Annotated in this window: 22 protein-coding genes and 1 tRNA gene; 8 read left to right on the top strand and 15 right to left on the bottom strand. The window is 63.5% G+C overall.

The window, feature by feature from the left end:
* Positions 1 to 297 carry a YggT family protein gene (locus EB235_RS06440; protein ID WP_027031785.1) on the bottom strand — a complete coding sequence of 99 codons (297 nt, stop codon included), beginning with the start codon at positions 295 to 297 and terminating at the stop codon, positions 1 to 3.
* 146 nt (positions 298 to 443) lie between these two features.
* Here EB235_RS06440 and EB235_RS06435 point away from each other — a divergent pair.
* The 6 genes from EB235_RS06435 (at position 444) to EB235_RS06410 (ending at position 4,080) form a co-directional block, all read left to right on the top strand.
* Positions 444 to 519 (top strand) — tRNA-Ala (locus EB235_RS06435).
* Between the two features lie 325 nt (positions 520 to 844).
* Positions 845 to 1,594: a helix-turn-helix domain-containing protein gene (locus EB235_RS06430; protein WP_027031786.1), complete on the top strand. Its 750-nt coding sequence runs from the start codon at positions 845 to 847 to the stop codon at positions 1,592 to 1,594.
* A gap of 516 nt (positions 1,595 to 2,110) precedes the next feature.
* Positions 2,111 to 3,169 carry a SagB/ThcOx family dehydrogenase gene (locus tag EB235_RS06425; RefSeq protein WP_245268858.1) on the top strand — a complete coding sequence of 353 codons (1,059 nt, stop codon included), beginning with the start codon at positions 2,111 to 2,113 and terminating at the stop codon, positions 3,167 to 3,169.
* Between the two features lie 67 nt (positions 3,170 to 3,236).
* Positions 3,237 to 3,488 carry a hypothetical protein gene (locus EB235_RS06420; protein WP_027031788.1) on the top strand — a complete coding sequence of 84 codons (252 nt, stop codon included), beginning with the start codon at positions 3,237 to 3,239 and terminating at the stop codon, positions 3,486 to 3,488.
* Between the two features lie 3 nt (positions 3,489 to 3,491).
* On the top strand, positions 3,492 to 3,731 hold the full coding sequence (locus EB235_RS06415) for a hypothetical protein (protein WP_027031789.1): 240 nt from the start codon (positions 3,492 to 3,494) through the stop codon (positions 3,729 to 3,731).
* Between the two features lie 28 nt (positions 3,732 to 3,759).
* A complete protein-coding gene (locus tag EB235_RS06410; RefSeq protein ID WP_027031790.1) occupies positions 3,760 to 4,080 on the top strand; it encodes a hypothetical protein in 321 nt (106 codons plus the stop codon).
* A 58-nt stretch (positions 4,081 to 4,138) separates the two neighbouring features.
* On the opposite strand, the gene EB235_RS06405 is transcribed toward EB235_RS06410, so the two are convergent.
* From EB235_RS06405 to EB235_RS06390, 4 genes are read right to left on the bottom strand one after another with little or no spacing between them, the layout of a single operon-like run.
* Positions 4,139 to 5,083 (bottom strand): TonB family protein, encoded by a 945-nt coding sequence (locus EB235_RS06405; RefSeq protein ID WP_027031791.1) that lies wholly within the window; start codon positions 5,081 to 5,083, stop codon positions 4,139 to 4,141.
* Complete coding sequence (exbD, locus tag EB235_RS06400; protein ID WP_027031792.1) at positions 5,080 to 5,547, bottom strand: TonB system transport protein ExbD; 468 nt, start codon at positions 5,545 to 5,547, stop codon at positions 5,080 to 5,082. The genes EB235_RS06405 and exbD overlap by 4 nt, the downstream gene beginning before the upstream one ends.
* A gap of 13 nt (positions 5,548 to 5,560) precedes the next feature.
* Positions 5,561 to 6,544, bottom strand: coding sequence for a tonB-system energizer ExbB (exbB, locus tag EB235_RS06395; protein WP_027031793.1), 984 nt, complete (start codon positions 6,542 to 6,544; stop codon positions 5,561 to 5,563).
* Positions 6,545 to 6,595: 51 nt separating this feature from the next.
* Entirely contained in the window at positions 6,596 to 7,387 is a 792-nt protein-coding gene (locus EB235_RS06390) for an ATP-binding cassette domain-containing protein (RefSeq protein WP_027031794.1), read from the bottom strand.
* A 271-nt stretch (positions 7,388 to 7,658) separates the two neighbouring features.
* Here EB235_RS06390 and EB235_RS06385 point away from each other — a divergent pair, with 271 nt between their 5' ends.
* Positions 7,659 to 8,330: a cysteine hydrolase family protein gene (locus EB235_RS06385; protein ID WP_027031795.1), complete on the top strand. Its 672-nt coding sequence runs from the start codon at positions 7,659 to 7,661 to the stop codon at positions 8,328 to 8,330.
* Positions 8,331 to 8,340: 10 nt separating this feature from the next.
* Here the strand turns inward: EB235_RS06385 and EB235_RS06380 are convergent, their stop codons facing one another.
* The 9 genes from EB235_RS06380 to EB235_RS06340 form a co-directional block, all read right to left on the bottom strand.
* A complete protein-coding gene (locus EB235_RS06380; RefSeq protein WP_027031796.1) occupies positions 8,341 to 9,282 on the bottom strand; it encodes an LLM class flavin-dependent oxidoreductase in 942 nt (313 codons plus the stop codon).
* 137 nt (positions 9,283 to 9,419) lie between these two features.
* Positions 9,420 to 9,575, bottom strand: coding sequence for a hypothetical protein (locus tag EB235_RS06375; RefSeq protein ID WP_080680860.1), 156 nt, complete (start codon positions 9,573 to 9,575; stop codon positions 9,420 to 9,422).
* 203 nt (positions 9,576 to 9,778) lie between these two features.
* Complete coding sequence (locus EB235_RS06370) at positions 9,779 to 10,723, bottom strand: ABC transporter permease (protein ID WP_027031797.1); 945 nt, start codon at positions 10,721 to 10,723, stop codon at positions 9,779 to 9,781.
* Positions 10,720 to 11,775: an ABC transporter permease gene (locus EB235_RS06365; protein WP_027031798.1), complete on the bottom strand. Its 1,056-nt coding sequence runs from the start codon at positions 11,773 to 11,775 to the stop codon at positions 10,720 to 10,722. Before EB235_RS06365 ends, EB235_RS06370 begins: the two co-directional genes overlap by 4 nt.
* Entirely contained in the window at positions 11,775 to 13,286 is a 1,512-nt protein-coding gene (locus EB235_RS06360; protein ID WP_027031799.1) for an ABC transporter ATP-binding protein, read from the bottom strand. Before EB235_RS06360 ends, EB235_RS06365 begins: the two co-directional genes overlap by 1 nt.
* Positions 13,287 to 13,556: 270 nt before the next feature.
* Positions 13,557 to 14,588 (bottom strand): BMP family protein, encoded by a 1,032-nt coding sequence (locus tag EB235_RS06355; protein WP_027031800.1) that lies wholly within the window; start codon positions 14,586 to 14,588, stop codon positions 13,557 to 13,559.
* 152 nt (positions 14,589 to 14,740) lie between these two features.
* Positions 14,741 to 15,946: a 3-oxoadipyl-CoA thiolase gene (pcaF, locus tag EB235_RS06350; RefSeq protein WP_027031801.1), complete on the bottom strand. Its 1,206-nt coding sequence runs from the start codon at positions 15,944 to 15,946 to the stop codon at positions 14,741 to 14,743.
* Position 15,947: 1 nt separating this feature from the next.
* Entirely contained in the window at positions 15,948 to 16,742 is a 795-nt protein-coding gene (locus tag EB235_RS06345; RefSeq protein WP_027031802.1) for a CoA-transferase subunit beta, read from the bottom strand.
* Positions 16,714 to 17,595 carry a CoA transferase subunit A gene (locus EB235_RS06340; protein WP_027031803.1) on the bottom strand — a complete coding sequence of 294 codons (882 nt, stop codon included), beginning with the start codon at positions 17,593 to 17,595 and terminating at the stop codon, positions 16,714 to 16,716. Before EB235_RS06340 ends, EB235_RS06345 begins: the two co-directional genes overlap by 29 nt.
* A gap of 120 nt (positions 17,596 to 17,715) precedes the next feature.
* Here EB235_RS06340 and EB235_RS06335 point away from each other — a divergent pair, with 120 nt between their 5' ends.
* Entirely contained in the window at positions 17,716 to 18,486 is a 771-nt protein-coding gene (locus tag EB235_RS06335) for an IclR family transcriptional regulator (protein ID WP_027031804.1), read from the top strand.
* A 7-nt stretch (positions 18,487 to 18,493) separates the two neighbouring features.
* On the opposite strand, the gene EB235_RS06330 is transcribed toward EB235_RS06335, so the two are convergent.
* Positions 18,494 to 19,792, bottom strand: coding sequence for an NAD(P)/FAD-dependent oxidoreductase (locus EB235_RS06330; protein ID WP_027031805.1), 1,299 nt, complete (start codon positions 19,790 to 19,792; stop codon positions 18,494 to 18,496).
* Position 19,793 lies beyond the last annotated feature (1 nt).

Below are 19,793 nucleotides of genomic sequence, written 5' to 3'. Positions count from 1 at the left end.
TCAAGCGCCCAGCACCAGCGGCGCTACCGTGGTGAGAATGAACTGCCTGACGAAGAACAGGATCAAGAGCAGGATGATCGGCGAGATGTCGACGCCGCCAAGGTCCGGCATGAAGCGGCGGATCGGCCGCAGCGCCGGTTCGGTCAGCCGATAGAGCATGTTGCCGATGCTGCCGACGAACTGGTTGCGCGAATTCACGACGTTGAAGGCGTAGAGCCAGGAAAAGATCGCCGAGGCGATGATGATCCACCAGTAGAGGTCAAGCGCCATGACGATGGTTTGAATGAGGGCGAGCATGCCGGTCTCCGATTGTTGCCGACATGTAGCCATTGCGCGCCAAACCGGCAAGGGCCGGCAGCCACCGCGCCAGGCAACAAGGATTTCGGCAAAACGCCGCCTTGACAGAAATCCGCCGCGCCCGATAAATGCGCCATCCGTTGGACGGGGCTGTAGCTCAGCTGGGAGAGCGCGTCGTTCGCAATGACGAGGTCAGGAGTTCGATCCTCCTCAGCTCCACCAGCGGGATAATCGGTTTTCCACTTTTTGACTGACCGCCAAGGCTCGGGCACCGTCCGATACAGCCCGATGCGACGCGGCGCCGATACCCCCCAAAAAGGCCATATGCGATTTCGCGCGATTCCGATGCATGGCAATTGTCAATTGGACTTATGGCGATGGCCGCTATCGGATTGGCGCTATTTTTTTTGAAAGCTGTCCCATTAGACTGGGGCTCTCAAATCAGTTTTTTCTGTGTGTTGTGACAAGGCGTTTCGGCGGGGGCGACCGAAGACGTTATATGGGATTCTTGAGTCGAAATGAAGAATTCGCCTGCGAAAGCAACGCCGTGTCCATTCGCGAGAACCTCGCTGCAAATCTCCGACGGCTCTGCAAGGACCATGCTTCGGTTAGCGCCGTATGCCGTGAGTTGCGTATCAACCGTACGCAGTTCGAACGCTACCTGCAGGGCCAGACCGTTCCGAACAAGGCGACTGCCAAGCTGATTTGCGACTACTTCCGCATCGACGAAGCGGAACTCTACCGGGACCCAGGCGCTCCCGAGCCGAGGGCTCCCGGCCTGCCGCCGATTTCGGAAAGCCTGTTCAACCAGATGATCCGCCCGCCCGCCCCATCGATCGCGGGCGGCACCTATTTCACCTACTTTTCGATTCCCGCTCGTCCCGACCTCTTGATGCGCTCGGTGACCTTCGTGCGTCGCGAGGCTGAACTGGTCACATTCCGCCGGGTCACCGGATGGTCGGAGCGCCGTGGCTCGACATGGGCGCGGGCGCGCGGCAATCACTATGGCGTGGCGATCTCGCGCCTGAACTGGATCTATTTCAGTGGCGTCAACCGCCGCCAGACCGGTGAACCATCGCTGATCTCGGTGCAATGGGCTCCTATCTCCGAACCGGTGCTGACGGGCAAGGCCATGCTTCTGACGGAGGCCGGGCCGGCATTCGTATCGGTCATCATGCGGCAGGATATGTCCGGTATCCGGCCACGGCATGCGATCCGCATGGCGCATGTCGTCAGGCTTGATGATCCGGGCATCGATCAACTCGTCGTCAGCCTCGCCCGGGACGGGGTGGGCTGAACCGCTTCGCGTCGCCAAGGATGTGACAGACGCCCTTCAGGTCTTTGTCTCTATGCGCATCGTCTCCCCAAAGCCGGGGGCGCCTTTGGGCGACGTGCGCCAGCTGATCGCTTACGCTAAATAAGAATAAGAATATCCCGAAAAAGCGTATGCTTTCGATTGCCTACTCCATATCTGAGCAAAATCGATATTTTAGACTTTATCACCAATAAAGATATTTTAGATCACGTTGGCTTTACTACAATTTTAACAAACCATTAACTCTTTCGACCTTACCTTTCCTCTCGCAGATCCCGCTGTGGGGGTCTTTCAACAGATCCCATTTGGGGGTCGGGAAAGGGACAAAAATGGCCAAGAAAGTAAACAATGCCCCGAAGCTGACGGTCGCCGCAGGCACGCAGACCGTCTTCTTCTCGCAGGGCATGCACTACAACAAGCGCTGAAGTCGTTCGGCGCCGACGGGCTGTCAGCCAGTCGGCGTCTCGCATTCACAAAACGGCATCCAGCATCATGAAAATGCGCTCTTCAAAAACGCTTGTCTTCTATCCCGGGACCAACAAGGTCACGGCCTGCAACTTCCTGACCAGAAACGTATTTGAATGCAGCCCCGAGGTAGTCGGCCTTCTTGCATCCTGGGACGAATGGGCGTCCACGGCGGAAATCGCGCGCGCCCATGGATGGTCGAAATCCGACCTCAACGCCGTCGTCCCGCAATTGCTTGATTTTTCCGCCCTGGTCACCGCCGGCTCGCCGCTGGCCGAACAGGAAACAAAATTTTCCGGACAGTGGAGGTGGGGCATCCCGACCGCGCTGATGCATTTCTGCGTCCAGGACGCAGAGTTCATGACTATTGAACAGGCCGAGACACACCAGATCGACCGCGCCGGGCACGTCGCGCAGCCCGACCTCGTGCTCAAGAATGCCATGGGCGCCATTCGGCTGCCGAATGCGCTCGACGACAACGAACTTCTGAGCCTGATGGCGCGGCGCCGCACCAACCGCACCGCGGCCGCGCCCACCATCACCGCCCAGCAGCTCTCCGACTGTCTGTTCGCGGGCATGGGCATCACCGGCGAGACCAGCAACTGCGTCGGCGCCCTGCCGCTGGGCATGACCCCTTCGGGCGGCGCCCGGAACCCCTACGAGGCCTATGTGGTAGCACTTGGCGTCGAGGGGCTGGAGCCCGGCGTCTATCACTATTCCGCTGCCGATCACGATCTCGGCAGGGTCTCCGTCAACCATCTGCCGAAGATCTCCGAACTGGTCGGCGGGCAGGAATGGGCTGATGCCATGCCTTGCCTGATCATGCTTTGTGCCAGGCTCGACCGCACCATGTGGAAATATGAGGATGCCAACGCCTACCGCGTCGTGCTGATCGAGGCCGGCCATATCGGCCAGAACATGATGCTGGCGGCGACCAGGCATGGTCTGTCGGCCTGTCCCACGGCAGCGCTCAGCCATTCGGCGATCAACCGCCTTCTCGGCCTCGACCGCCTTACCGACGCACCGATCTATGCGTTGACCCTCTCGACCCCGGAACCAAGCCCGCATTCGGCGGGTCAGTCGATCAATTAGCCGTCTTATTATGTCTGTTGTATCCAGTACGCTTTCTCTGAGTTCCACCAGATGACAGGAGCAGACCGTGCCAAATCAGACCCTACGTCAGTCAGAGATCGATAGTCTTCAATACATCGCATCGATGAGCAATGAGCTGGTGCAGATGGCCGAAGCAAGCCGTTTTCCCATGATCTCCTATCTCTTGGGCATGGCCTATGCCGAAGCCTTCGATGTCCTGCGCGGCGCACGGCCGGCAAGGCATGCGCAGCTCAGCGGCAACCCGATGCATTCCAAGGCCAATGCAAAGGAAAGCCACGCCCAGCCAAGGAGCGCGTAGCGGATGCAACCTTCAGCCCTGTGCGCGCCGGCCGGCTCGCGGCCGAGCCGGTGGGAGACAGTCTGTGCGCTGCAAAGCCTGCTCCCCCTCCTGAAGAAGGCCGCCGCCGACCTCGGTCATGCCGAAATGGTCTACTGGTTCGAACAGGCCGACGCTGAGGTCGCCAACATCATCCGGGGCCAGCCATCCGATATGACAGCGATTCCGACCTTGATCGCCGCTAGCCCGCAACATCGACATTAATGCACGCAGATTTGAGGGGGACCCGCCGATGAACATGATCGCAACCATCAGCAGCGCCGACGCCAGCGACAGCATTTTCGGCGAGCTCCACGCCTTGATCGCCCGCCGTCCGGCATCACCGGATAGCGCGCGCATCGAAGCCCGCCAGCTCGTCTCGATGGCAATGGCCGACACCTGGCAGGCCGACAGCCTGTGGGGGGCGACGGATGCCTTTCACGCCCATTTCGACTTCATGATGCAGACCATCGAGATCAATGGCGCCGACGACCCGAGCCTCAGGACGCTGCGGACGAAATGCCGCTTCTACCTGGAGCAGGTCGAAGCGCTCTGCCAGTCGATGGGCCGCTGATCGATCGCTGTCCGCGCGAGGGCCAATGGCACCACCGTTTCGGTGCCCTCAGGACACGCTAATCGCGCAAGTTGAAGACGAACGGCGCCGTGCGGCTTTGGCGCCCACCAAGCTCAGGCGGGGGTGCGGGAACGGAAGCCCCCTGAAGCACGGAAAGTGCCGCGCGATCCAGGTCCACATTGCCGGAGGAACGGGTCAATCTGGCAGACAGCACCCGGCCGGACGAGTCGACTGTAAACGTTACGTATGCACTGCCTTCGGCGCGTTGGGCTCTTGCCGCACTCGGATAGCGCGTATGTCGATTGATCCATGAGCGCAGTCTTGAATCCCATTTGCTGGAGTCGCCGGATCGCCCAGTCGCTTCCGCCGATTTCGGCGCTGCTGTCTTGGCCGCAGCCTTGGCATCGGCGCTGGCAGCGGCTACCGTTTTGGGCGGCGCCGCTTTTTCCTTCTTGGGTTTAGGCTTGTCGACAGGCTTTCTAGCCTTGGCCTCAACCGGTTTCTTGTCCTTCGGCGCCTCGACCGGCTTCGGCTGAGGCAACGGAACGACCACATCGGGGGCGACGGCCTCGACAATGTCCGGGATCACCTCATCCAGCGGTGGCCGATCGATCTGCTCAGCCATTTCGGTCTGGGTGGGCTCGGTCTCGTCGGGCGCAACCGCTTCCGGCTGTTCGACAATCGGTTCAGCCTTCTCGACCTGCTCAGGTGTCGGTTCCGTCGTCGTCGGTGTTGGCGTTGGCTCGCTCTGGTCCGGCGTCACCGCATCCAGCGCCGCGACCTGTTCCTCCACAGCCGGCATCACCGTCATCGGCGCCATCTCAATCACCTGGGCTGGCGGCGAGCCGCCATCCGCTTCATTGACCATGCTGAAGTTCTGCACGGCATAAGCAACCGCGACATGCGCTCCGAGGACCAAAGCGGCCGCCCCAACCCACAGACCGAGGTCGCGCCAGCGAAAGCGCGACAGCTCTACCGTCGGAGAACCGGCCGATTGCGTCATGGCATCACGGTTCCCGTCGTCGCGGGCGCCGGTGCATCGGCCGCGGGCGCCGCCTCCAGGCCGACCAGCGCGATCTTCAGGTAACCGGCGCCGCGCAAAAGGTTCATCGCCTCCATCAGGTCGCCATAGGCGACCGCCTTGTCGGCACGCAGGAAGATACGCGTCTGCTTGTCGCCCTTGGTCCTGCTGTCCAGCGTGGCGGCGAAGGCCGGGCGCGGCACCGTGTCGTTACCGATCGCCAGGGTGAGATCGTCCTTCAAGGTCAGGAAAAGCGGCGTCTCCGGCCGCGGCGCGGGTGTCGCCGTCGATCCCGGCAGGTCGACATTGACGTCCACCGTCGCCAGGGGTGCCGCGACCATGAAGATGATCAGGAGCACCAAGATGACGTCGATGAAGGGCGTGACGTTGATCTCGTGGCTCTCCTCGAGATCGTCGTCCATGGTCTGTCGGATTCTGCTTCCCATGGCGCTGCTCCTGCTACTCCGCCGCCAGGGCTGTCGCCGGCGCTATCGTGCGGAAATCGAGGTCGCGGCTGACCAGCCGTTCGACGCCGGCCGAGGCATCGGCGAGGATCTGCCGGTAGCCGGCTATCGAGCGGGCAAAGACATTGTAGATCACCACCGCCGGAATTGCCGCGACGAGGCCCATCGCGGTGGCCAGCAGCGCTTCGGCGATGCCCGGCGCGACCACGGCGAGATTGGTGGTCTGCGCCTGCGAAATGCCGATGAAGGCATTCATGATGCCCCAGACAGTGCCGAACAGGCCGACGAAAGGCGCCGTGGAACCGATCGTCGCCAGCACGCCGGTGCCGCGCGACATGCGCCGCGACGCCGCCGCCTCGATGCGCGACAGGCGCGAGCTCACCCGTTCCTTCAACCCGTCGCCAGATACATGGTCAAGCGCGCCGGCCGAAAGCGCGGTCTCGTCTTGCGCTGCCTTGACCAGAAGCGCGCCGGGGCCGCCGCTGCGGTCGAGCGCGCGGCTGGCCTGCTTCAGCGTGGCGGCGTCGCCGATCGCCCGGACGGCGCGGCGGATGCGCAGCTTGCCGCCGAAAATCTCCAGCGATTTTGCCAGCCATATCGTCCAGGTGACGAGCGATGCGAAAGCCAGTCCGATCATGACCGCCTTCACGATGATGTCGGCGGCCATGAACATGCCCCATGGCGACAAATCGTGCGGCAGGTTCAGCTCCACTCTTCCCGCGGCCTCGGTCGGCACCGCTGCGCCCGGCTGGCCTGCCGGCGGCGCCGGCGCCATCATGGCCGGTGCGGCTGCCGCCGGTGTGGCAGGCGCTGGTGCGGCGGGCGCTGATGCGGCTGGAGCAGCGGGTGTGGCTGCAGTGGGCGCGGCCGGGGTCGCGATCGCAGGGGCAGCGCCGGCCGGTTGCTCCTGCGCGGTCGCGCTGCCGCCCGCCAGGATCACCGATGCGACCAACGCCGCCAACAAACCATGTCTAGACAAGAGCTTCTTCCTTGTTCTCACAGCGGCCAGCCACTTCCACCGCCGAAATCGTCACTGCACATAGCCGACGGGTTGGCCGGTCACCGGGTGCGCGAACACGCCCATCTCCACGCCGAAAATGCCCTTGAGCACGTCGCCCCGCATGATTTCGCCCGGAGTGCCGCGTGTCAGCAGCTTGCCTTCCTTGAGCGCGATCAGCTCATCGCAATAGCGTGCCGCCATGTTGGGATCGTGCAGCACGACGACGACGCACAGGTCGCGTTTGCGGCTGAGCTCCCGGACCAGACCCAGCACCTCGACCTGATGGGCGATGTCGAGCGCCGAGATCGGTTCGTCGAGCAGCATGACGCCGGCATTCTGCGCCACCAGCATGGCAAGCCAGGCGCGCTGGCGCTCGCCGCCGGACAATTCGTCGACCAGCCGGTCGGCGAAACCGTCCATGTCGGTCAGCACCAGCGCCTCCTCGACATGCCGCCTGTCTTCCGCACTGAAGCGGCCAAGCGCGCCATGCCAGGGGTAGCGGCCGAGCGTCGCCAGTTCGCGCACCGTGAGGCCGGTTGCCGCTGGCGTCGTCTGCGGCAGATAGGCGAGCGCGCGGGCGAGTTCGCGGGCGCCCCATTGCGGCAACGGCCGTTTGGCGAAGGTGATGGCGCCGGAGCTTGCCGGTTGCTGGCGGGCCAGCAGCTTGATCAGTGTCGACTTGCCCGAACCATTGTGACCGATCAGCCCATAGACGCGCGAGCGCTGCAATTCGAGCGAGACCGGACCGAGCAGCGTCCGCTCGCCGACGGCAAACCGCACCGCGTCGATATGAAAGGCAGTCTCGGCTCCAGCCACGGTCATGGTCCTCTCCGGTGCGGCTCCCGCATTTCCAATTTCTGGCCGCGGCAGTCCGATGCCCGGTTGACTATGAAACATGACCTTACTAGTCAACATTGAAGATGACTTTAACAGTCAACAAATCGTTGAAACGGGCACATCAGCGAACGGGCGCGGCATTTGCCCGACGGGCGCCACGGCGCACCGTATCTCGCGTTTAGGCCGTCACCCGGTAGACGGCCGCACTCTCGCCGGTCAGGATGGGGCCTCGCAATCGGCGAGGAGAGAAACGCGGATGATCAAGGCAACACCCTTCGACTACCCCTATGACGGCAGGCTGGTAGCTGAAAACACGGCACTCATCGTCATCGACCTGCAGCAGGACTTCCTGTCGACCACGGGCTACTTCGCCAAACAGGGATATGACCCCTCGCCGCTGCGGGCGATCCTGCCAACCGTGAACAGGCTGATATCAGCCGCACGCAAAGCCGGCGTCACCATCATCCACACTAGGCAGGGCTACCGCGCTGACATGGCCGACATGACGCCCTACGAGAAATGGCGCCGCAAGCGCTCCGGTCTCGACGGCACCGACATCCTGCTTCGCTCGGGCGCTGGGTTCCAGATCGTTCCGGAGATCGACGTCGCACCTGACGACATCATTGTCGACAAGACCTGCAACAGCGCCTTTACCTATACGGATTTCGAGCTTGTGTTGCGCGCGCAAGGCATCACGCATCTGATGTTTTCCGGATGCACGACCGATGTCTGCGTCCACACCACGCTGCGCGAGGCCTGCGACCGCAATTTTCAGTGCCTGACGATCTCTGATGCCTGTGCCAGCGGCGACAGACAAGCCCATGAGGCAGCGCTTCACATGGTGACGGTGGAGGACGGCGTGTTCGGCGCATTGACCGATTCAGCCGCCGTCATCGAAGGCCTGTCGCGGCTTGGCGACAGGCGTTAGACGACAGGCTTCAGCCCGCGGCGCGCGTCTCCAACCCGCCACGAGGCGCATAGGCGCCTGGCTGGAAGGCATCATGTTCGCGGCGCGCCAGCGAGTTGCGCAGCAGGGCGAGCGTTTCCCGGCCGACTGTCGCGATCTCGCGCGGTGCGTCGACGCCGACGATCATGAATTCATCGATGCCGAGCCCGGCATAGGCAAGCAACGACAGCGCGACCTGGGCCGGCGGCCCGGACAGGTCGACCGCCTTGTGGCCCGTGGCGGAAGCGCCCCGGTGGATCCGGACCGGAAGTGCGAAACGCAGCTTGCCCGCCCGGCCATGTTCGGCGGCAGCACCACGCGCCCGCTCCATCAGCTGCCGGACCTCATCGATCGAGCCGGGCGCCAGTTCGAAAACGTCGGCATGCCGGCCGGCCACTTTCAGCGCCGTTCCAGACTGCCCGCCCATGCGGATGACGAGGTCGGCGCCGTGCGGACCTTTGCGCTCGATATAGCCGCCCTTGATGCTGTAGAAAGCGCCTTCATGGTCGAACGGCCGGTCGTTCGACCACAGCCGCTTGAGCAGCACCAGATATTCATCGATACGCTGCCAGATGACCGTGTGCCCGACCGGACGTGTTTCGGCGTCGTCGTCGTTCAGCGGCTCGCTGATCATCCTGAGCGCCAGCCGTCCGCCGCTTTTCGTGTCGATCGATGCCAGCTGGCGGGCCGCCACTGTCGGCTCGACCACGCCTGCCCAGTGGGTCAGCACGACCTCCAGCGATGAGGTGCGATTCAGCACCTGGGCGGCAAGATCCATGTTGGTCAGCAATCCAGCCGGATCGTCGACGACGATCTTCTGGAAGCCACCGTCCTCGATCAGCCCAAGCTTGGTCGCCGTCTCGGCAAAATCGTAGAAGAAGGGAATGGCGGCAGCGGCGGTCTTGCCGGGGACATGCGTGAATTCGATCGGCATTGTCATCTCCTCCATCTCTGGAATCATGGATGCGGTGAAATTCGAACCACGGCCGCGCACAAACGCGCCGGGATCCGGTTCATTCAACTCCGATTGCCTGATACAGCGGGGAAACTGGCCCCTGTCGATCTGGTTTTCTAGGGAATAAGGCCCAGAACAACGGCCCCGGTGAACACAAACGCAAGGGCAAAGACGAGATAGGCGAACGCTCCGGCATAGGCCGGGCGAAAGGTCTGGGCATTGACCAGCCTCTGGCCGCTACTGTCAGTCTGAGCGTTCTGGATATAGGACATATCGACCTCCGTCTCGCCCGTTAATCTATAAAACTTGTAGACTTTGTCGATTGCTATTTTCGAGCCATAAGCAGAATAATTTTTCCTTATGCGCCTTCCAATTGGTTGCAGATTGCTGAGAGGCCTTATCTGAGAGGTCGATTGGCAGAGCCGCCCGCATCACCCTAAGCGCTGAATGGACCAATGAGGAAAGGACGCAAGTCCTACCGTTCTTCCCTGCGGAAAGGCTTCAACAACGCCGATGGCGCCACCGCGTTGCGCGACATCACCGCCATCGCAACGATGGTGAAGATGAACGGCAGCATCAGGAACGTTTCGTAGGGGATATGCCCGAGCCCACTAGCCTGCATACGCAGCTGCAAGGCATCGACAAACGCGAACAGCAGCGCCGCCCCAGCCGAGCGCCAGGGATCCCAGCGGCCAAACACCACCAGCGCGATCGCCACCCAGCCACGCCCCGACACCACACCGAAGGTGAAGGCGTTGAACTGCGCCATCGACAGGAACGCACCGGCCAGCCCCATCAGCGCACCGCCGAGAATGACGGCCTGGAAGCGGGTGGCAATGACGCTGACGCCGGCGGAATCGGCGGCGCGCGGGTTCTCGCCGACCATCCGCACCGACAGGCCCCAGGGCGTGCGGTAAAGCACGAAGGCGGCCAGCGGTATGGCGATGATCGCCATGTAGACCAGGGCGAACTGGTTGAACACCGCCGGCCCCAGCACCGGAATGTCGGAAAGGATCGGGATCGGAACCGTCTGAAAACCCTTGATGCTGGGCGGCACCGATTGCTGGCCGAAGATCAGCCGGTAGAGGAAATAGGCGAGGCCCGACGAGAACAGGGTGACGCCAATGCCGCAGACATGCTGGCTGAGGCCGAGCGCCACCGTGAACAGCGCGTGCAGCGCGCCCATCAGCATGCCGGTCAGCACCGCCGCCAACACGCCGAGCCACAGGCTGCCGCTGAGGCTGGTGGCGGTGAAGCCGGTCATGGCCGACAACAGCATGATGCCTTCGATACCGAGATTGAGCACGCCGGCCCGCTCGGAAAACATTTCGCCGAGCGTCGCGAAGGCCAGCGGCGTGGCGATGCGGATGATGGCGGCGAGGAAGCCGACCTGAAAAATCTGTTCGAACACCGCGCTCATTGGGAGGCCCCAACCCGGCGGATGCGGTAGGCGGTGAACAGCAGCGCCACCAGCATGGCAAGCAGCGCCGTGCCCTGGATGACATCGCTGAGGAAGGCCGGCACGCCGGTCGCGCGCGACATCGCCTCGGCGCCGGTCATCACGGCGGCCAGGAAGATCGCCGCCGGCACGACGCCGAGCGGATTGAGCCGCGCCAGCATGGCAACGACGATGCCGGAGTAGCCATAGCCCGGCGAAATGTCGCTCATCACCTGGAAATGCACGCCGCCGACCTCGCCGACGCCGGCCAGCCCCGCCAGCGCGCCGGACAGCAACGCGGTCGAGATCAGCACCCGCTCAACGTTGATGCCGCCATAGCGCGCGGCTTCGGGATTCTCGCCGGTAACCCTGATCCTGAAACCGAGCGTCGTGCGCACGATGAGGAACCAGATCAACGGCGCCGCGATCAGCGCCACGATAACACCGAGATGCAGCCGCGTGCCTTCGATCAGCACCGGAAAATTCGCCGAATCCTCGATCGGTGGCGAGATCGGATAACCGCTGAAGCTATCCTTCCATGGCCCTTCGATCAGCGCCATCAGCGCGTAGTAGATGACCGAGTTGAGCAGCAGCGAGCTGACGACATCATCGACCTTGAATCTTACCCGTAGCGTCGCCGGCACCAGCGCGACCGCAGCGCCCGCCGCAGCACCGGCGATTGCCATCAGCAGCATGGCGAGCGGCCCGGGCATCGGGATCGCGCCGACAAAGCAACTCGCCACCGCGCCGGCCAGCAATTGCCCCTCGGCGCCGATATTCCAGAATTTGGCGCGGAAGGCGACGGCTACCGCCAGTCCGGTGAAGATCATTGGTGCGGCGCGCACCAGCGTCTCGGTGATCGCATAGCTGTCGCCAAGCGAGGCCGTGAACATCACGCCGTAGGATTCGAGCACACCCGCCCCGGCCAGCGCGATCAGCCCGCTGCACAGCACAAGCGTCGCCGCGATCGCCAGCAGCGGCAGCGCCAGGTTGAACCAGGCGGGCGTCGACGTGCGGACTTCCAGGCGAAACATCAGCTATGGCCCTCCGCCCCGGTCATCAGCAGGCCGAGCCGCCCGATCGTCGCGTCCGTGCTGTCGAGCGTGCCGACGATGCGGCCCTCATACATCACCGCGATGCGATCGCAGAGCACCAGCAGCTCTTCCAGATCCTCACCGATGACAATGATGCCGCAGCCCTTGGCGCGCATGTCGAGGAACTTTTCATGGATGAAGCGGGCAGCACCAATGTCGAGGCCGCGCGTCGGCTGCGAAACGATCAACACCTTCGGGTCGAAGGCGAGTTCGCGCGCCAAAAGCGCCTTCTGCAGATTGCCGCCGGACAGGGCCCCGGCGCGGGTCATCGGCCCGGGACACCTGATGTCATAGGCCTTGATCTGTTCTTCGGTAAAGGCGCGGATCGCATCCGGCTTGAGCAGGCCCTTGGCTGAAAAGGCGGCGGTGCCGATGCGCGGCAGCACCATGGAATCGGCGAGTGGCAGGTTGGTCACCAGACCGGTCGTCATGCGGTCTTCCGGGATGCGCCCGAGGCCGAGCGCCTGCACCTCGCGCGGCGAGAACCGGGTGACCTTCTGGCCGGCAATCGTCATTTGGCCGGCATCGGGTGCGCGCACGCCGGAGATCACCTCCGCCAGTGCCCGCTGGCCATTGCCCGACACGCCGGCGATGCCAAGGATTTCGCCGGCCCGGACGGCAAGCGACACATCGCGCAGCGCCGTGCCCGAATGTTTTGAAGTAGAAATGCCGTCGAGGGTCATCACCGCTTCGCCGGGTATCGATGGCCCCCTTGCCGGCGGCACGATCTCGTGCCCGCACATCAATTGCGCCATGGCGGCCGACGTCGTGTTGGCCGGATCATCGACGCGGCCGGCGACACGACCGAGCCGCAGCACGGTGCAGCGATGCGTCAGCGCCCGCACCTCGTTGAGCTTGTGCGAGATGAAGATGATGCCAAGACCTTGCGCCGCCATCGACCGCAACGCCGAAAACAGCCCGTCGACCTCGCTTGGCGCCAGCACCGCCGTGGGCTCATCGAGGATCAGTAGTTTTGCGCCGCGAAACAGCGCCTTGACGATTTCAAGCCGCTGCTGCTCGCCGACCGAAAGTGCCGAGACCGGCAGGTTCGGGTCAAGTGTGAGCCCATGCTGGCGGCCGATTTCAGCCAACCGCGCCAGCCCGCCGACGCGGTCGATCCGCCCCGACTTTCCGGGAATACCGATGAGCAGGTTTTCCAGCACCGTGAGCCTTGGTGCGAGGTGAAAATGCTGGTGCACCATGCCGATGCCGGCGGCCAGCGCATCGGCGGAACTGGTGATCCGCACCGGCTTGCCCTGGATGAGGATTTCGCCGGCGTCGGGCGCATAGGCGCCGAACAGCACATTCATCAGCGTCGTCTTGCCGGCGCCGTTCTCGCCTAGCAGGCCAAGGATTTCACCCGGCGCCACACTGAGATCGACAGCCTCATTCGCCTTGACGGCGCCGAAGCTCTTGGTGATTCCGCGCATTTCGATGAGTGGGGCGGGCAAGTGTGCTCCTGCGGAGGTTACGCGGCTCCTCACCCTCCCCCTTGTGGGGGTGAGAGGCGGTCCGCGTAGCGGACGAAAAGCCAATTGCTTGGCTTTTCGAGGTTCGAACGCCCTGAGCCTGCGAAGGGCCGGGTGGATAATTGGAGAGCCCTGCCGGGTCCCCGCTGCTTCGCAGCGTCCCGGCGTTCGCTGCCTTTCATCGTGCCACCGGCACGATGAATTCGCCTTCGGCGAACCGGCTGCTCCCCCACAAGGGAGAGGGTAAGGAACTCAATCCGAAACCGGCGTGTTCTCGTCGACATCCACTCGGAAATTACCTTCCAGGATCTCGGCCTTCTTCTTCTCGACCAGGTCCTTGACATCCGCCGGCAGCGTCTTGTCGAACTTGTGGTAGGGCGCCAGGAACGAGCCGCCCTTGGCCATGCGCGAGAAATCGCCATAGTCCTGCGCGGTGAAGACACCGGCCTTGACCAGTTTGATCGCCTGTTCGACCGTCGGATACATGTCCCAGACCGGGCCGGTGATGACCGTATCGGGGCCGAGGCTCGACTGGTCGGACATGTTGGAGATGGCGAGGATCTTCTTGTCGACCGCCGCCTCGATGACACCGAAACGCTCGGCATAAATGACATCGACACCGGCATCGATCTGCGCGACAGCGGCTTCCTTGGCCTTTGGCGGATCGAAGAAGGAGCCGATGAAGGAAACCTTCTTCTTGATGTTCGGATTGACCTCCTTGGCGCCGGCGAAGAAGGCGTTGACCAGCCGGTTCACTTCCGGGATGCCCATCGCCGCGACGGCGCCGACCGTGCCCGACTTCGACATCTTGCCGGCGATGATGCCGGAGAGATAGGCGGGCTCATGGATCCAGTTGTCGAAGACGCCGAAATTGGGTTCCGCCGGGCCGGCGCCTGAGCCGAACAGGAAGGCGGTCTTCGGAAACTGCTTGGCCGTGCGGCGCGACTCGCGCTCGGCCGCGAAGGCATCGCCCAGCACCAGTTGGTAGCCGCCTTGCGCGTATTCGCGCATGACGCGGCTGAAATCGGCGGTCTGCACTTTTTCAGACCATTTGTATTCGATGCCGAGTTCCTTTTCCGCCTTCAGCAGCGCGACATGGACCTGATTGTCCCATGGCTCCTCGATCGGCGTGGCGAAAATCGCCGCCACTTTCAGCTTCTTGTCCTTGGCGAAGGCGGCGCCCGGCAGCATCGCCGCGGCGAGACCCAGCGCGCCAAGCTCCAGCACATTGCGCCGCGAAAGACCTTCGCGCCTTATCTGGACTGTTTTCTTCCGGTTTTCCATTGCATTCCCCTCTGTTCGACAGCCGTGTCGAGCCGGCTGTTCACGAAAATGTCAGACGGGGAACTATGGAACGGGTGCGGACTTTTGTCCACATGGTCAAATTTGGCAGGCCCGATGGAATCCCCCATCTGGCCTGCCAGAAGCGCTTCGGATCAGGTCCGTTCGAGCGCGATGGCGATGCCCTGGCCGACGCCGATGCACATGGTCGCCAGCGCATAGCGGCCACCGCGTTCGCGCAGTTCCAGCGCTGCGGTGCCGGAGATGCGCGCGCCGGACATGCCCAGGGGATGGCCGAGCGCGATGGCGCCGCCATTCGGGTTGACGTGCTCGGCATCCTCGGCGATGCCAAGCTGGCGCAGCACGGCGATGCCTTGCGAGGCAAAGGCTTCGTTGAGCTCGATGACGTCGAACTGTTTTGGTGTCAGGCCAAGCCGCGCGCACAGTTTCTGTGTCGCCGGCGCCGGGCCGATACCCATGATGCGCGGTGCGACACCGGCGGCGGCTCCGCCGAGGATGCGAGCGATCGGCGTCAGGCCGTACTTCTTCGCGGCGGCCTCGGAAGCAACGATCAGCGCCGCGGCGCCGTCATTGACGCCGGAGGCATTGCCGGCCGTCACCGTGCCACCTTGCCGGAACGGCGTCGGCAGTTTGGCCAGCGCCTCTACCGTGGTGCCCACGCGGGGGTGCTCGTCCTTCGCGACAACAATTGCATCGCCCTTGCGCTGCGGGATGGTCACTTCAGTGATTTCCTTGGCCAACCTTCCATTGGCTTGTGCCGCGACCGCCTTGTCCTGGCTGCGCACCGCAAAGGCGTCCTGGTCGGCGCGTGATACCGAAAAATCCTCGGCGACGTTCTCGCCGGTCTCCGGCATGGAATCGACGCCATACTGCTTCTTCATCAGCGGGTTGACGAAGCGCCAGCCGATGGTGGTGTCATAGATCTCGGCATTGCGCGAAAACGCCGTGTCGGCCTTGGGCATGACGAAGGGTGCCCGGCTCATCGATTCGACGCCACCCGCGATCATCAATTCCGCTTCGCCGGCCTTGATGGCTCTGGCTGCGATGGTCAGTGCATCCATGCCCGAGCCGCACAGGCGGTTGACGGTCGAGCCCGGGATTTCCTTGGGCAGGCCGGCCAGCAGAAGCGCCATGCGCGCCACATTGCGGTTGTCCTCGCCGGCCTGGTTGGCGCAGCCATAGACGACGTCGTCGACCGCCTGCCAGTCGATGCCGGCATTGCGCTCGACCAGCGCCCTCAGTGGCACGGCGCCGAGGTCGTCGGCGCGTACCGAAGACAGCGAGCCGCCGAAGCGGCCGATGGGGGTGCGGATGTAATCGCAGATATAGGCCTCGGCCATGTCAGGCAGCTTTCCCTTTTCCCGTTCCTTCATGCGCCGCCTTGGTGCGGGCCTGCAGGTCGCGCAATGTCTTGAGTTCGAGTTCGCTTGGCGCCGGTGTTTCGTCAAGCGCGGCGGCGAACTTTACCACCCAGCCACAGCTGTCCTGCACCTGCTGGCGGGTCACGCCTGGATGCAGCGACACGACGGTGAATTCCTTGGTCGCCGGGTCCGGCCTCCAGATGGCGAGATCGGTGATCAGCAAGGTCGGGCCAGCGGTATCGATGCCAAGCCTTTGGCGATGATCCCCACCCTCGCCATGGCCGAACGAGGTAAAGAAGTCGATCTTCTCGACCATGCCACGCTTCGTCTGCGCCATGGTGATGTAGATTTCCTTCGACGAGGTCGCGATCTCCGGCGCGCCGCCGCCGCCGGGCAGCCTGGTCTTGGGGTGGAAATAGTCGCCGATGACCGTGGTGTTGATGTTGCCGAACTTGTCGAGCTGCGCCGCCCCGAGGAAACCGATCGAGATGCGCCCGCCCTGCAGCCAGTAGCGGAACATTTCCGGCACCGCGACGGTGGTGACCGCGGTCTCGCACAATTCGCCATCGCCGATCGACAGCGGCAGCACGTCGGGCGCGGTGCCGATCGTGCCACTCTCATAGATCAAGGTGATGTCAGGCGCATGCGTCAGCCGCGCCACATTGCAGGCTGCGGAAGGCGCGCCGATGCCGACGAAGCAGACATCGTCATTGCCCAGCGCGCGGCTGGCGGCGATCGTCATCATCTCATTGGGGGTGAAACCCAGCTCGCTCATGCCGCTTCCTCAGATGCTCGACGCGGCCAGCGAAATCGTCGGCGCTCTTCTCGATGACATTTTCCCGCATCCACGCCTGGAATTTCTCCCGGTCGGCGGCGATCTCGTCCCATTCCAGATAGGCGGCATTATCGCGCGCGTAATAGCCGTGCGCATAGGACGGATGCGAGCCGCCGGGCACAACCGATATCGCCGCGATGGTCCAGCGCGGCAGGACGGTCAGGTTGGGATGCAGATCATCGAAATTATCGACCACTTCCTCGACCGTCACTACGGCGCGTTTGGCCGCCAGCACCGCTTCCTTCTGGATGCCGATGATGCCCTCGACCAGGACATTGCCTTTTTTATCGGCCTTCTGCGCATGGATGAAGGTGACATCGGGCCGGATCGAGGGAACGGCCGCCAGCACCTCGCCGGTGAACGGACAGGTGACCGACTTGATGTTCGGATTGACCGCCGCAAGGCCGGCACCACGATAGCCGCGAAACACTGCGCAGGGCAGCCCGGCCGCGCCCGCCTCATAGGCGTTGGCCATGCCGGCGTGACTGTGTTCCTCGACCTCGATCGAGCGCGGGAAACCATTCTCGATGGCATCTCGCGCGCGCCGCAGCAGGCCGACGCCGGGATTGCCGACATAAGAGAAGATGATCTTCTTCGCCATGCCCATGCCGATCATCTGGTCGTAGATCAGGTCCGGCGTCATGCGGATCAGGGTCAGGTCGCGAAACCCCTGGCGGATGGCCTCATGCGCCGCCGCCGTCGGGATCAGGTGGGTGAAGCCCTCGAAGGCAACGGAATCGCCATTGTTCAAATTCTCAGCAACGGCCTGTTTGAGCGGCAGGAACTTGACCATCGCGTCGGCTCCGGAATTCGAAAAGTTCGCATTGCGAACATATGTATTATATGCGATACTTTCTACGCCGAGGGATGGCGCTAAGTCAATCCCGGCAATGATACCGTTCCGAGGAGACCAATGGACGACGAGGCTATTTCCCGCGACCATGTCGGCTCGCTCGAGCGTGGCCTTGCCGTCATGGAGATCCTCGCACGTCATTCCTCGGGCATGACATTGACCGAGATGGCCGAGGAAGCCGGCTTGACCCGCGCCGGCGCCCGCCGCTTCCTGCTGACGCTTGTCGCCACCGGCTATGCCACCCAGGACGGCCGCGTGTTCTCGCTGTCGCCGCGCCTGCTGACCGTCGCCCGCACCTGGCTCGGTGGCGGCTCGCTGTGGAGCTTCGCCGCACCGATCATGCGCGCGGTGGCGACGCAGTTGAACGAGGCCTGCTCGGCGGCGATCCTGTCGGGCCACGATGTCGTCTATGTCGCCCGCATTCCCGGCCGCCGCATCCTCAGCGTATCGCTTGATGTCGGCACCAGGCTGCCGGCCTGTTGCACCTCGATGGGTCGCATCCTGCTTGCCGGTCTGACGCCGGGGGAACTCGACAAATTTCTGCACCAGGCGCCCATCGAGAGACGGACGCCGAAGACGATCACCGACATCAAGCTCCTGGCCAGCACCATCGGCAAGGCCAAGGCGGAGGGCTTCGCCATTGTCGACGAGGAGCTGGAGCTCGGCCTGCGTTCCATCGCCGTGCCGATCCGCGACCGAGCAGAACGCACGGTCGCGGCAATCAACGTCTCGACCCAGTCGGCGCGGTTTTCGGTCGCGGAGATGGAGCGGGAAATCCTGCCGGCGCTGCTTGAGGCCAGGCAGCGCATCGAGGATTTTTTCGTGGTTTAGGTCGACCTCAATGCTTGATGCGATCCCGCATCGCGTACCAAAGCATGCCCAGCACGTAGAGCGGACCACGCAGCGCCGTTCCACCGGGAAACGGCATCGGCGTCAGCGTCGAGAAGAGGTCGAGCCGTGACGCATCGCCAGTGATCGCCTCCGCCAGCAGCTTGCCAGACAGCGTCGACAGGATGACGCCCTTGCCGGAATAGCCATGCGCGAAATAGACCTCGCCATAGTGCCCGACATGCGGCAGCCGCGACGTCGTCACCGACACCAGGCCGCCCCAGGCATGATCGATGCGGCAGCCCTTGAGCTGTGGAAAGGTCGCTTCCATGTGCGGCCGCACGAAGCCGGCAATGTCGGCCGGCGGTGACGGCGTGTAGCGCTCGCCGCCGCCGAACAGCAGCCGGCCATCCGCCGACATGCGATAATAGTTGACGACGAAGCGTGTGTCCGACACCGCGACATTGGCCGGGATGACGTTGCGTTTGCCCTCCAGCGGCTCGGTGGCGACGATGTAGTTGCCGACCGGCATGATGCGGCTGTTGACGCGCGGCTCCAGCCCATTGAGCAGCGCATCACCGGCCAAGACGACATGCTTGGCCTTGACCGAACCCTTCGACGTCGAGACCCGGATCGAAGGCTCCCGCTCCAGTTTCACCGCCACCGAATTCTCGTGGATGACGACGCCGGCGGCCACGGCCGCGCGGGCAAGCCCGAGCGTGTAGTTCAGCGGATGCATATGGCCGCCAAGCGGCTCATACATCGCGCCGTGATAGGGGGTGTCGACCTTGGCCCGCGCGTCCGCCGCCGACAGGATTTCGACATCGCGGAATTTCATCACGCTTTCGAGGCACTTTGCTTCGTCTTCCAAATCCTTGAGGTCGGAGCCATTGACTGCGCCGACCAGATGCCCGGTCTGTCTGAGATCGCAATCAATGGCATGGCGCTCGATGATGTCGAGCACCAGTGCGCGCGCCTCGAAGGCAAGGTCGAACAGCACCTTCGCCCGTTCGGGCCCGTAGAGCTTGACCAGGCCTTTGGCTCCCTTGCGCAGGCCGGGGATCATCTGGCCACCATTGCGGCCCGAGGCCCCCCAGCCGATCTTGCCACCTTCGAGCAGCACCACCTTCAGGCCGCGCTCGGCGGCATGAAGGGCGGCCGACAGGCCGGTGCAGCCGCCACCAACGACGACAAGGTCGGCGTCGACATCGCCGACCAGCGCCGGATGGTCCGGAGCCGTATTGGCGGTGGCGACATAGTAGGATTTGCCGATATCGAGACCGGAATTGAAACCCGTTGAAGATGTCATG

Source organism: Mesorhizobium loti R88b, from assembly GCF_013170845.1.
GTDB classification, from domain to species: Bacteria; Pseudomonadota; Alphaproteobacteria; order Rhizobiales; family Rhizobiaceae; genus Mesorhizobium; species Mesorhizobium loti_B.
Note: the sequence above shows the minus strand (reverse complement) of the source record. Positions and strands in the feature narration are given on the sequence as shown.